This window comes from Vibrio sp. 3-2(1) (genome assembly GCF_963887575.1).
GTDB classification, from domain to species: Bacteria; Pseudomonadota; Gammaproteobacteria; order Enterobacterales; family Vibrionaceae; genus Vibrio; species Vibrio anguillarum.
On record NZ_CAWPGB010000011.1, the window covers coordinates 814,540 to 827,337 of the forward strand.

General features: G+C 44.9%; 11 protein-coding genes. 4 read left to right on the forward strand and 7 right to left on the reverse strand.

Annotated features, from left to right (window positions below):
• Positions 1 to 11: 11 nt before the first annotated feature.
• The 6 genes from AACQ79_RS06425 to AACQ79_RS06450 form a co-directional block, all read right to left on the reverse strand.
• The gene (locus tag AACQ79_RS06425) at positions 12 to 1,262 is read right to left on the reverse strand and encodes a glutamate-5-semialdehyde dehydrogenase (RefSeq protein ID WP_170898796.1); all 1,251 of its coding nucleotides are present in this window, start codon (positions 1,260 to 1,262) and stop codon (positions 12 to 14) included.
• Positions 1,263 to 1,275: 13 nt separating this feature from the next.
• Positions 1,276 to 2,415, reverse strand: coding sequence for a glutamate 5-kinase (gene proB, locus AACQ79_RS06430; protein WP_038148735.1), 1,140 nt, complete (start codon positions 2,413 to 2,415; stop codon positions 1,276 to 1,278).
• A 122-nt stretch (positions 2,416 to 2,537) separates the two neighbouring features.
• Positions 2,538 to 2,927 carry a sigma factor-binding protein Crl gene (gene crl, locus AACQ79_RS06435; RefSeq protein ID WP_026027640.1) on the reverse strand — a complete coding sequence of 130 codons (390 nt, stop codon included), beginning with the start codon at positions 2,925 to 2,927 and terminating at the stop codon, positions 2,538 to 2,540.
• A 100-nt stretch (positions 2,928 to 3,027) separates the two neighbouring features.
• Complete coding sequence (frsA, locus tag AACQ79_RS06440; protein ID WP_170898797.1) at positions 3,028 to 4,275, reverse strand: esterase FrsA; 1,248 nt, start codon at positions 4,273 to 4,275, stop codon at positions 3,028 to 3,030.
• An 88-nt stretch (positions 4,276 to 4,363) separates the two neighbouring features.
• Positions 4,364 to 4,828 (reverse strand): oxytetracycline resistance phosphoribosyltransferase domain-containing protein Tet(34), encoded by a 465-nt coding sequence (gene tet(34) / locus AACQ79_RS06445; RefSeq protein WP_010320141.1) that lies wholly within the window; start codon positions 4,826 to 4,828, stop codon positions 4,364 to 4,366.
• Between the two features lie 39 nt (positions 4,829 to 4,867).
• Entirely contained in the window at positions 4,868 to 6,163 is a 1,296-nt protein-coding gene (locus AACQ79_RS06450) for an NCS2 family permease (RefSeq protein WP_013856188.1), read from the reverse strand.
• Between the two features lie 886 nt (positions 6,164 to 7,049).
• Here AACQ79_RS06450 and AACQ79_RS06455 point away from each other — a divergent pair.
• The 4 genes from AACQ79_RS06455 (at position 7,050) to AACQ79_RS06470 (ending at position 11,220) form a co-directional block, all read left to right on the forward strand.
• On the forward strand, positions 7,050 to 8,522 hold the full coding sequence (locus AACQ79_RS06455; protein ID WP_170898799.1) for a beta-Ala-His dipeptidase: 1,473 nt from the start codon (positions 7,050 to 7,052) through the stop codon (positions 8,520 to 8,522).
• Between the two features lie 295 nt (positions 8,523 to 8,817).
• Positions 8,818 to 9,258 carry an ATP-dependent zinc protease family protein gene (locus tag AACQ79_RS06460; RefSeq protein WP_013856185.1) on the forward strand — a complete coding sequence of 147 codons (441 nt, stop codon included), beginning with the start codon at positions 8,818 to 8,820 and terminating at the stop codon, positions 9,256 to 9,258.
• On the forward strand, positions 9,258 to 10,163 hold the full coding sequence (rimK, locus tag AACQ79_RS06465; protein WP_010320145.1) for a 30S ribosomal protein S6--L-glutamate ligase: 906 nt from the start codon (positions 9,258 to 9,260) through the stop codon (positions 10,161 to 10,163). The genes AACQ79_RS06460 and rimK overlap by 1 nt, the downstream gene beginning before the upstream one ends.
• Complete coding sequence (locus tag AACQ79_RS06470; protein ID WP_088718002.1) at positions 10,123 to 11,220, forward strand: succinylglutamate desuccinylase/aspartoacylase family protein; 1,098 nt, start codon at positions 10,123 to 10,125, stop codon at positions 11,218 to 11,220. Before rimK ends, AACQ79_RS06470 begins: the two co-directional genes overlap by 41 nt.
• A gap of 107 nt (positions 11,221 to 11,327) precedes the next feature.
• Here AACQ79_RS06470 and AACQ79_RS06475 read toward each other — a convergent pair whose 3' ends face one another.
• Complete coding sequence (locus AACQ79_RS06475; protein WP_170898801.1) at positions 11,328 to 12,683, reverse strand: sodium-dependent transporter; 1,356 nt, start codon at positions 12,681 to 12,683, stop codon at positions 11,328 to 11,330.
• Positions 12,684 to 12,798 lie beyond the last annotated feature (115 nt).

Below are 12,798 nucleotides of genomic sequence, written 5' to 3' on the forward strand. Positions count from 1 at the left end.
ACGAAAAGAACTTAACAACGTGATAAGTAATTGGCTTTGCCAACCCACTTATAACTGGTCAACTCTTCTAAGCCCATCGGCCCGCGAGCGTGCAATTTTTGGGTCGAAACGGCCACTTCAGCGCCTAAACCAAATTGAGCCCCATCGGTAAAACGCGTCGAAGCATTGACATACACTGCAGCAGAGCCCGCGGAATTAATAAACAGCTCTGCATTAAATAGGTCATTTGTCATGATCGCATCCGAATGACTTGCATTGTGTTCACGCATATGTTCAATCGCTTGCTGCACGTCATCGACCACTTTGACGCCCAAAGTGTAACTTAGCCATTCGGTGTCAAAATCGCCCTCAACGGCCTCTCTCAACTGTTTTGCATGACTCATGCAGGCTTGGGCTTTTGGCTCGACAACGAAGGTCACTTGATCATTAAGTCGTAGCACCAGTTTTGCCAAAAATTCACTCGCAATCGCTTGATGAACCAGCAAAGTATCCAGTGCGTTGCACGCAGAAGGGCGCTGAATTTTGGCGTTTTCAATTACCTCGACTGATTTATCCAGATCCGCCGATTGGTCAACAAAAATATGGCTAATGCCAAAACCACCAATAATCACCGGAATCGTGCTGTTTTCTTTGCACATTTTATGTAGGCTAGCACCGCCGCGCGGAATGATCATATCAACATATTCATCCAGCTTGAGCAGCTGTGAAACCAGTTCGCGATCCGGTTTTTCAATATACTGCACCGCAGCCGCTGGAAGTTGCGCTTTTTCTAGCGCCGATTGAATAACGTTGACTAGCGCCATATTGGAGAAAAAGGTCTCTTTCCCTCCCCGTAAAATACTGGCGTTACCCGTTTTTAAACACAATGCCGCAATATCAATGGTCACATTAGGACGCGCTTCATAAATAACGCCCACCACACCTAACGGTACTCGGCGGCGAGACAATGACAATCCGTTTTCAAGCACTCGGCTATCGATTTCACTACCGACAGGATCATTGAGATTAATCACATTACGCACGTCATTAGCAATGGCTTGCAGGCGCGATTCATTGAGCAATAGGCGATCAAGCATGGCATCGTTCAACCCGGCTTGGCGGGCCAGTTCGATATCTTGGGCATTCGCTTTTAAAATCGCGGCGCTCTGCGCCTCCAGTTCATCGGCAATGATCGCTAATGCATTGTTTTTTTGTGTCGTTGAAACGGTAGCGAGCTGGAAAGCGGCCTGTTTGGCGGCTTTACCCATTATGGTTAAATCCACTTTCTTTTCCTTACTATTCTTGGATCACAACAAGATCATCGCGATGAATGACTTCTGAGCCATAATCGTAACCTAAAATGCCTCCGATATCTTTGCTGTGTTTGCCCGCGATTTTGGCTAAGTCTTGGCTGGAATAAGCGGCGATGCCACGGGCAATTAATACGCCTTGTTTATCGGTTACTCGCGCCACTTCACCACGTGCAAAAGTACCACTGACATTCACTACCCCTTTCGCTAATAAGCTACTGCCATTCGCGACTACAGCGTTGACGGCTCCGCCATCAATGACAATGTCACCAGAAGCGGCAGGACCCGCTAAAATCCAGCGTTTGCGGTTTTCTAACGCTTCAGTACATGGCAAGAAACGGGTGCCTTGTGGCGCATCACTTAAAGAGTCAAAAATAACGTTGCTGGCACGCCCTGCGGCGATAATGACTTCAATCCCTGCACGACGAGCAATATCAGCGGCCTGAAGCTTAGTTGCCATACCTCCGGTGCCAAGCGTAGTACCACTACCCCCAGCGATTTTACGCAAGGTATCATCAATGGTTTTGACTTCTTTAATCAGTTCAGCGTTAGGATCTTTACGCGGGTCCGCGGTGAAGAGCCCTTTTTGGTCAGTCAGCAGCAATAGTTTATCGGCACCGCATAAGATACCGACCAGAGCTGACAAATTGTCGTTGTCGCCCACTTTGATTTCACTGGTTGCCACGGCATCGTTTTCGTTGACCACAGGAATAATATCGTGCTCGACCAAAGCATTAATGGTATCTCGCGCATTCAAAAAACGCTCACGATCTTCTAGATCGGCACGAGTCAGTAGCATTTGACCTATTTTAATCCCATAGATGGCAAAAAGAGATTCCCATGCTTGAATCAGTTGACTCTGCCCAACCGCAGCAAGCAACTGTTTGCTAGCCATTGCGTTGGGGAGTGCGGGGTAACCTAAGTGTTCTCGACCAGCGGCAATTGCGCCCGACGATACAATCACCACTGAGTGGCCTTGCTTTTTCAGTTCAGCACATTGACGGACAAGCTCAACCATATGAGCTCTATCTAACGCCAAAGTACCACCGGTTAATACACTGGTTCCTAGCTTCACAACGATTGTTTGAAGTTGCACCGCTTTTCCGCTTTGTTGATTCGTTGTCATGATTTCTTCTGAAATGGAAAACACATAAGAGCTGATGTTTTAGCAATCAAAGCAATAATTCACAAGTAGAAAAGGTGCTAAAAAGCACCTTTTTCATCACGAGGGTAAGGGGATAACGAAAATCAGACGAATTCAGCGGAATCTTGTGCAATCTCAACACTCAATTCAAAGCGCTCATAGAGACTCGCTACCAATTTGGCATGAAACTCTTCTTGGGTACGTTTGACTTCAGAAAATACGGATTTAGGAATCGCGTCGGCATCCCACGCGCCAGCTAAGTTGTAACGTCCTGTATGATACTTAGCCTCAAACCCTGATTCTTTCTTAGTAAGTTCTAGCCACCAGCCCCAAAACTCTCGTTTTTCTGGGGATTTCTTGTCATTAACGCAAGACGCAAGGCAATCAAATAAGTAGTGATCCTCACGACATTGGCCTTCTCGTAAATAAGGTCCAATAGCTTTTAAAGCAGACAATAAGCGATAATGAGTCGGGGTGTGGGTCATTTCTGACATATTGACTCTCCATTTCAATGTTAAGAACGATCATTATTTTTATTAATCATATGCTTGTTACCGCATACCAATATCATGCTTAACTAATTTAGTAGAAAAGTCACCTAAATAGCTCATCTTCTAACCACTTTATCGCTAAATCGAGGGATTGCTCATATCCTTGTGTAATTGTTTTGCTTTTTATCTGTTTCGCTTTGCCATATTCACTAAAAATTGCAACTAATTGATTATCCGAATAGGGTGAAATGGGATCACCTTCTAATCCTAAAGCCAAAATCGGAACTTTAGTTCGCCTACTGGTTAAAAAACCTTGCACTTTCAGTGACCACGCTCGCATCAACCCAGCAAGGCTATTAATATCCACCACGTCTTTACCTAAACGAGACGCCAGCACATCAATATACATTTTGGGCATTTTTTTCAATTTTTCTGGCGAAGCTAAAATATCGTGGATAGGTGCACCTAATGAAACACAAGCCTTGATTTTATCTTGCTCTAGAAAAGAGAGCCTGATCATGGAGTTACCACCAAATCGAAATCCAACAAGCCCCACGTTTCGATGATCAACCCAAGGCAAGCTTTCCAGTTCATTGAGTACGGCTTGATGCAGACATGAAGAATCTTCAGTTAAAGGCCAATGGGAGCTATGACCTATAGAGGGCATATCAATGGTTAACATCGCAATATCTCTAGGCGCGAGATAATCTCTAAACAAACGCCACATATCCGTCTGCAAACTGTCTAAACCGGCGCTAACCAAAACGACCGGATGAGGCCTATCGGTATTGGGCAAATGCAAATTAGCGACTATTTTTTTGTTCTTATAGGGTACTTCAACTTGCTTAATCACATAACGAGTCAATTTGGCCGCTTCGTTATAAGCGCTGTTTGACAGTATCTGCGCCTGCAAGGATAAATTATCATTTTTTAGATGCGGATAACCAGCAATGCTAAAGCAGAGCGACGCGGAAAAAAGTTCATTGGCCGCCTCTTCGTCTTGCTTGTCATTAGCGCGCTTTTGGTGACGCATCCCCAGCTTAGTCCACTCGTATGCCCAGTTACCACTGTGATAGCCCATAACCGTATCTAACCAATCCGCTTCGGTTCGCGAATGTTTCGAAGAGGCAATGCGGGCGAGAACTTCTTCTTGCTCTACAGGATCAACACCTTGCCATATCCACTGTAAACGCCTGAGATTTCGATACCAAACGTACCCTTCTTGTTGTTTTTTAAGATCCAAAATTTCTTGGCTACTTGGCATATAGCGAATTAATGCCGAGGTTTCTTGAGCTTGCTTGTGTTTCTGGAACAAGGTTTCAGAAAGATTTTGGCTGTTAGATTCAGACATAAGTCGATTCAATTGAGAGCGGTGCTCTAATAGTAATAAAAAAAATGGCCCGATAAAGGGCCATTTTCAAATAAACGCAAGAAAAGCATTACTTTTGTTTACGGTTAATCGGTTCTGCGTATTGAATCGTCATATCCCATGGCTGCTCAATCCACGTATCTTGAGCAATATCCACAACATAATCATCTAACAAGCTTACGCCAGAAGGCTTCGCACACACCGCAATCAATTTCGCTTTAGGATACATTTCACGTAGCTTACGTGCGGTATCACCACTATCGACCAAATCTTCAACAATTAAGAAACCTTCGCCGTCACCTTCAGGTGCTTTGATCACTGTCATGTCACGCTGATGATCATGATCGTAACTTGAAATGCAAATCGTATCGACATGGCGAATACCTAATTCACGCGCCAATATGGCACCAGGAACCAGACCACCACGGCTCACCGCCCAAATACCTTTCCATTGCTCTGCAGGCATCTGTTTTTCTGCCAATTGACGACAGTAAGTCTGCATGTTGTCCCAAGTGATAACGAATTTATTGCTCATTGTTGTAAACCTAATTATTTAAATAATCTGTGTCGTTCATTACATTGCAGAGGCGATATACTTAAAGATGAAGATGGCTGACATCACCCACACACTCATCGATACACTGCGCCCTTTGCCACTAAATAGTTTGATAGCCGCATAAGCAATGAAACCAAGAGAAATACCTTCTGCGATAGAGAATGTCAGCGGCATTAATAAACAGGTAACGACGACAGGAGCCGCTTCTGTTAAATCGCGCCAATCAATACTGACCAAACCAGAAAGCATCAAAATTGCCACGTAAAATAATGCACCAGACGTAGCGTACGCAGGGATCATTCCAGCTAATGGCGAGAAGAATAATGCAAGTAAGAACAAAATGCCAACAACGACTGCAGTCAGCCCTGTGCGCCCGCCAGCAGCAACACCCGCCACACTTTCAATGTAAGAGGTTGTGTTTGATGTACCCAGCAGGGCACCGACTGACGTAGCGGTAGAATCGGCAAGCAATGCTTTATTTAGACGTGGGATTTTACCATCTTTGCCAATCAAATCTGCCTTTTGCGCCACGCCAACTAAGGTGCCAGCCGTGTCAAATAGATCGACAAACAGAAACGCAAATACCACTGAGATCATACCCACTTCAAAAACGGCTGAGAAATCAAGCTGCAAAAAAGTTGGCGCAATACTTGGTGGTGCCGACATAATGCCATGCCACTGAACGTCACCAAACACTAAACCAAGGCCAGTAACCGCAAGAATCGCGATCATTACGGCACCCTTTAAACCACGATGAACCAAAGCAATCGTCAGGAAGAAACCTATCGCACCGAGTACAGCAGGAAGAGAAGTAATTGCGCCGACAGAAACCAAAGTTGCAGGGTTATCAACCACAATGCCTGCATTTTTCAGGGCAATAAAGGCAAGAAAAAGTCCAATACCGGCCGAGATCCCCGTTCGTAATGACATCGGAATCGAACCGATGATCCACTCACGGATTTTAAAGATACTAAGAAAAATGAACAGCACACCAGAAACGAATACCGCCGCCAGCGCAACTTGCCATGTATATCCCATGCCGAGCACAACGGCGTAAGTAAAAAATGCGTTTAACCCCATACCCGGAGCCTGCGCAATTGGGTAGTTGGCGACAAAACCCATGATGAAACAGCCAATAGCCGCCGCAAGACACGTAGCAACAAATACTGCACCACGGTCCATGCCGGCATCCGCTAAGATCGCAGGGTTAACAAAGATAATGTATGCCATCGTGAGAAATGTCGTTATTCCTGCGATAACCTCAGTGCGCACGTTTGTGCCATATTCACTAAGTTTAAATAGCCTTTCGAGCATGATCGAGTCCTATAAGGGTAAAAAGTAAACGGTTGCGTAATCGATTGGCTGTGGATTATAGAGAGATCAGATCACAAATTCCAGATAGAATTAAGGCTGTAATATGCTTTTATTAATGGCTTATGAACCTAGTCGCGCTTCATTTCTTCAAAAAGAAAAAGCGGATTTCCATATCGTGTTGCCATTGAGCCGTAAAGGAAGTGCTGAACATTGAGATAAAAAAACGCCACCTCATTTGAGGTGGCGGCGAATCATTTTAGCCAAACTGACTACAAAAAAATTCCAATATCTAGGGGGTGAACATACAGTTCAAATAACATGCTTAAAGTCTTAATAACCAAAGCTTGTTGGGTAAGCAAAGTTGCCAGTGTAAACAGACTTGTTTGTCCAGAACATTGCTGATGGTAAACCTTTCATAACTATCACCTTATAAAATCAATTGAACATAAATTTGATTTCTCGGTTCCATGGAGGCGATAAACGGACTCATCCTTTGAGCATTTTTTCTTCGCTTTCGAAGTTGGTTACAAATATACCACCAAGAAATTAAATTACAATATTTAGCGTGATAAAAATCACATAATTTTATTTTAATGATCTACATCAACAGATTTAGGTAATTAAATTACACAAATATCAGCAGAAAATGATTATTAGGCGGTAAGGGGAAGAATCTCATCGCCGATTGTGTCATCTCTTCTATACGCTACAGTCGATTTAATGTGACACCAATAAAACAATTCTCAAGCGGTGAGGCTACTCGCTGATTGTCGAGAGTGGTATGCTGTCCACCACTACAAGTCATGCTCAGATCTAGTCGATATCGCTACCAAAGAAACATTTCGCCTGTTCATGATCTGGCAAGCTCGAATAAAAGGAGTATTCCGTGTCTGAGTTCTATTCTGAAATCAGTAAATTGTCATCGGCACCCGTATGGCAATTTTTCGATAAAATCTGTTCCATTCCTCACCCATCTAAGCATGAAGAAGCCTTAGCCCAACACATCATCCAGTGGGCGACAGAGCAGGGTTTAGCGGTACGCCGAGATCCAACCGGCAACGTTTTCATAAAAAAACCAGCGACAGCTGGCATGGAACATAAGAAAGGTGTGGTTCTACAAGCTCATATTGATATGGTGCCGCAAAAAAACGAAGACACGCAGCACGACTTTGCTAAGGACCCTATCCAACCGTATATCGATGGCGAATGGGTAACAGCCAAAGGAACCACTTTAGGTGCCGATAACGGTATGGGTATGGCAGCATGTTTGGCTGTTCTCGCGTCAAAAGAGCTCAAGCACGGTCCTATTGAGGTGTTACTGACGATTGATGAAGAAGCGGGTATGACAGGTGCTTTCGGCCTTGAAGCGGGTTGGTTAGAAGGAGAGATCCTGCTCAATACTGATTCAGAACAAGAGGGCGAAGTATATATGGGCTGTGCTGGTGGTATTGATGGCGCAATGACTTTTAATATCCAACGACAAGCCATGCCTGCTGGTTACGTAACACATCAATTGATTTTGAAAGGGTTAAAAGGAGGTCACTCTGGGTGTGACGTCCATACTGGCCGTGGGAATGCTAACAAGCTGCTGGCTCGCTTTCTTGCTAGTCACGCACAAGAACTTGATTTACGTTTGATCGAGTTTCGCGGTGGTAGCCTACGTAACGCCATTCCTCGAGAAGCGTTTGTCACCGTGGCCATTCCTGCCGAAAATGGGGTAAAACTGGATGAGCTATTTAGCACCTATACCCAGCTAGTGAAAGAAGAGCTTGGACGCGTCGAAACAGGAATTGTCACTTTCAACAACCCGCAAGAAAATGCAGAAAATGTCTTCGCTCTTGTTGATCAACAACGTTTTATTGCCGCATTAAACGCGTGTCCAAACGGTGTGATCCGGATGAGCGATGAAATTGAAGGCGTGGTTGAAACCTCATTGAATGTCGGTGTGATTACCACGCAAGAAAACTCTGTGACTGTGTTATGCCTTATTCGTTCTCTGATTGATTCAGGTCGCCAACAGGTTGAAAGCATGCTCAAATCCGTTGCTGAGCTAGCGAATGCGGAAATTGCCTTTACTGGTGCTTATCCGGGCTGGAAACCAGATGCCGATTCAGAGATCATGGCTATTTTCAGAGACATGTACCAAGGTATTTACGGTCATAAACCGAATATCATGGTGATCCATGCTGGTCTAGAATGTGGTCTTTTCAAAAAACCGTACCCAGAAATGGATATGGTTTCGTTTGGCCCAACCATTAAATTCCCTCACTCACCGGATGAGAAAGTGAAGATCGACACAGTCGACCTTTTCTGGGAGCAAATGGTTTCCCTACTAGAGCATATTCCAGCGAAAGTTTAACCCACTCTGATGTCGAATTCTTCAACCAGCGTGTAATAGCAAGTTGATGAATATCTTGCTTTGGCAGCGGAATTCGGCATCAATCCTTACCTCTTTTTCTATCAATTAATTTTATCGATAAGGCAAATTAATTTCATTAGCGCACATTTTTTGTGACTGCTAGAGTTCGCCCCCTTGAAGTTCCTAGAGTTATTCACCACACTCTCTTCAAGCGATAACACCATTTAAAAGTTGTATCGGGGATGCGGCTACTCCTTAGCGGCGTCTTATATTCTCCAAAAATATTGAAACTGCGATGAAAGAAAAAATGATTGTCGGATGGCGAGAAACTCTCAGCCTTCCAGGGTTAGGTATTGAGCAAATTAATGCCAAAGTCGATACCGGAGCCCGCACGTCGTGCTTACACGCATTTAAGGTAGAGAGCTTCATCAAGGAAGAGACTCTTTGGGTTCGCTTTTGGATCCACCCTGTGCAGCGCAATAATGACAAGGTCACAGTGTGCGAAGCTAAAGTCATTGATGAACGAATCGTCCGTGATTCCGGTGGCCATGAAGAGTCACGTTACGTTATTCAATCAGACGTCAGTTTGGGCGGCCAAACTTGGCCCATTGAAATAACGTTAACCAATCGCGAAAATATGGGTTTTCGTATGCTATTAGGTCGCACCGCAATGCACCGTCGAATTTTAGTTAATCCAACTAAATCGTTTTTAATCGCTTTCGAGGAGAGCAAATAATGAAAATTGGTATTCTGTCACGTAATGCTTCGTTGTATTCAACCAAGCGTCTGATTGAAGCGTGTAAAAGCCGTGGCCACCAAGTCAAAGTGATTGATGGGCTGCGTTGCTATATGAATATCAATTCTGAAAAACCCGAAATTCACTTTAAAGGTGAAGAGTTAGCGGGTTTTGATGCAGTCATTCCTCGTATTGGTGCATCCGTTACGTTTTACGGTACTGCGGTATTACGCCAATTTGAAATGATGGGGGTTTATCCCGTCAATGAATCTGTGGCTATTAGCCGTTCCAGAGATAAACTTCGCTCAATGCAGCTATTGTCTCGTCGCGGCATTGGTATGCCAATTACTGGTTTCGCCAGCAAACCCGATGATGTCAAAGACTTACTCGACATGGTCGGAGGAGCACCGGTAGTAATTAAATTACTTGAAGGAACTCAAGGCATCGGTGTAGTGTTAGCGGAAACACGCAAAGCAGCAGAAAGTGTGATCGAAGCGTTCATGGGCTTGAAAGCCAATATCATGGTGCAAGAGTACATCAAAGAGGCTGGTGGCGCCGATATTCGCTGTTTCGTTATTGGCGACAAAGTTATCGCAGCCATGAAACGGCAAGGTGCCGATGGTGAGTTTCGCTCTAACCTACACCGCGGTGGAACGGCCTCTTTGGTAAAAATCACCCCTCTAGAACGTAAGACGGCTATCGATGCGGCGAAGATTATGGGTCTCAATGTTGCGGGTGTGGATCTTTTGCGATCGGAACGTGGCCCATTAGTGATGGAAGTCAATTCATCGCCAGGTCTTGAAGGTATTGAAGCCGCTACTGGTAAAGATATCGCCGGGTTGATTGTCGAATTTATTGAAAAAAATGCGGCAACGAAAGGGACAAAAACACGTGGCAAAGGTTAGGAAAAACACAGCATTTCATTTCCTGGGGGATTCAGTTCCCCCAGGAACGCGCAAGGCAATGGAGCTAGAAGCGGCTAAGCTTTATACACACTCGCCACTCTCTATCCCTATCGAAATCATTAATGGAATATCCACTGGCCCAACCTTAATGGTCAATGCCGCCATCCATGGTGATGAACTGAACGGCGTTGAAATAGTCCGTCAACTGATCAACTCCATCGACCCGCAAAAACTAAAAGGGACACTGATTGTTGTCCCCATCGTCAATGCCTTTGGCTTTATTCATAAATCTCGCTACCTTCCTGATCGACGCGATCTCAATCGCTGTTTCCCTGGAAGTGAAACTGGCTCCCTCGCCTCTCGCATTGCACATACTTTCTTTTCCCAAGTCGCTTTACGTTGTGATTACATCATCGACCTGCATACTGGTGCTATTCATCGCACGAATTTGCCACAAATCCGCGCCGATCTCACTAATCCTGAAACCTTGCGTATTGCCCAAGCATTTGCAACCCCAGTGATCATCGACTCTCCACTGCGTAATGGCTCGCTCAGAAGTGAAGCAGAGAAATCAGGCATCACAGTATTAACTTATGAAGCAGGTGAAGCGCTAAAATTTGAACCTATTGCCATCAATGCGGGTATTGTCGGTGTGAAACGCACCATGCAAGCCATTGGTATGATGCGCAAAAGTCGCAAGGCCGTACCGACATCGATCATCGCAAAATCAACCAGTTGGCTCAGAGCCGAAAGCGATGGCATCTTGCGCACTGTGGTGACTCTTGGTGACAAGGTCGAAAAAGGACAAGTGCTTGCCTATATCAACTCACCGCTTGGTCATGTCGAAGTCGAATTAAGAGCCAATAAGGGGGGTATTGTGATTGGGCAACAAACTCTGCCTCTTGTTAATGAAGGAGATGCCGTATTCCATCTCGCCTACTTCTCGCAAAGCGATGAGATGGTTGAGCAAGTCGTGGGCGATTTTATTGAAGAGGTCGCAGACAGCGATTTAGAACCTCTGACCACGGGACACTTGATGCCACCGTCGATGGTCTAAATAGTCGATAACTCTAAACAATAGAGACACATAAGTTCAATAATAAAGCCCTTATTCAAAGGGCTTTATGGCTGTTTAAGCGTGAGTGGGATGAAGAAAGTAACTCACTAACCGAACGAGGCCCAAATCACCGTAGCCACTAATACAGGGCAGACAAATTTCACATACCAAGGCCAGATTTTACCAAACCAACCCAATTGGAACTCAGGGAAACCTTGTTCTAACTCTTTGACCTTCGCGTGACGACGCCATACCCAACCGCCAAATAGGCAGAACATCAGCGCTGCTGTCGGCTGCAAATATTGCGTCGCAACCGTTGCCACTAAGCCAAATAGCGCACCAAAATTATAAACAATAACGACACTGACTAGCGCAATTAACGCGCCTAATACCCAGCTTGTTGGTGCGCGTTTCGTATTAAAACGCTCGCTGACTAAGGCTACAGGGCATTCCAGCATAGAGATAGAAGAGGTTAACGCGGCGATCGTCAGTAAAGTGAAAAATACGATAGCAAACACCTGCCCCATCCAACCAAGGCTATCAAACATCAATGGCAACACGGTAAAAACGAGCGTGTCTGAATTTAGTAAAGAACCGTCAGTGGCATAGATTTCCACCCCTTTATGCATCGCAACAAACATCGCAGGCAACACAACAAGGCCAGCAATAAAAGCCACGGCGGTATCAACTAAAGTCACATTTAGTGCCATCTTCGGCAGGTTTTCTTGCTTGCTCAGATAAGAGCCGTAAATCAGCATCGAGCAGCCACCAATGGTTAATGAGAAGAAACCTTGCCCCATTGCCGCCAGTAAGAGATGTCTGTCAAAAACCTTTGAAAAATCAGGGACTAAATAGTGTTGTAAACCTTCCATAGCTCCAGTTTGCATCATGATGTAAACAAACAGCACACCAAACAGTACAAACAATGCAGGCATTAAACGCGTTGACCATTTCTCAATCCCGTCTTTAACACCACCTTGCACGATTAGAATCGTCAAAATATAAAACACTAAGGTTCCGAATAAGTTACGCTCAACACTAAACCCTTTCAACCAAGCTGTGATTTCCACAAAACCCAATAACTCTGTCATCGCACCGAGTAAAAAGCAGATTAGCCAGCCACCGACGATGCTGTAAAACGCCAGTACCGCACTCGGAACACTCAAGCCAATCCAACCAACAAAGCCACCGACAATTTTACCTAGTGGATGAGGCGTTAATGAGCGCATGCTATCAACAGGGTTTGCTTGCCCAAAACGGCCTATCGCCATTTCAACCACTAACATAGGGAAGGCAACGACCATGATCATCACCAAATAAACCAATAAGAATGCGCCGCCGCCGTTGCTTGCCGCTTGGGTTGGAAAGCCCCAGATATTACCTAGGCCAACTGCCGCACCCGCCGCCGCAAGAATAAAACCAAGACGTGAACCAAAATGTTCACGAGAATCAGACTGTGTCATACCACTCACACGAATATCAATAGACTAGTTAGCTAGTACGGTAATACAGGCAATCAAATAGAGCAATTCCACTGCTTATTTATTAAACAAGCATTGCCAAAATAAACAGAATTTA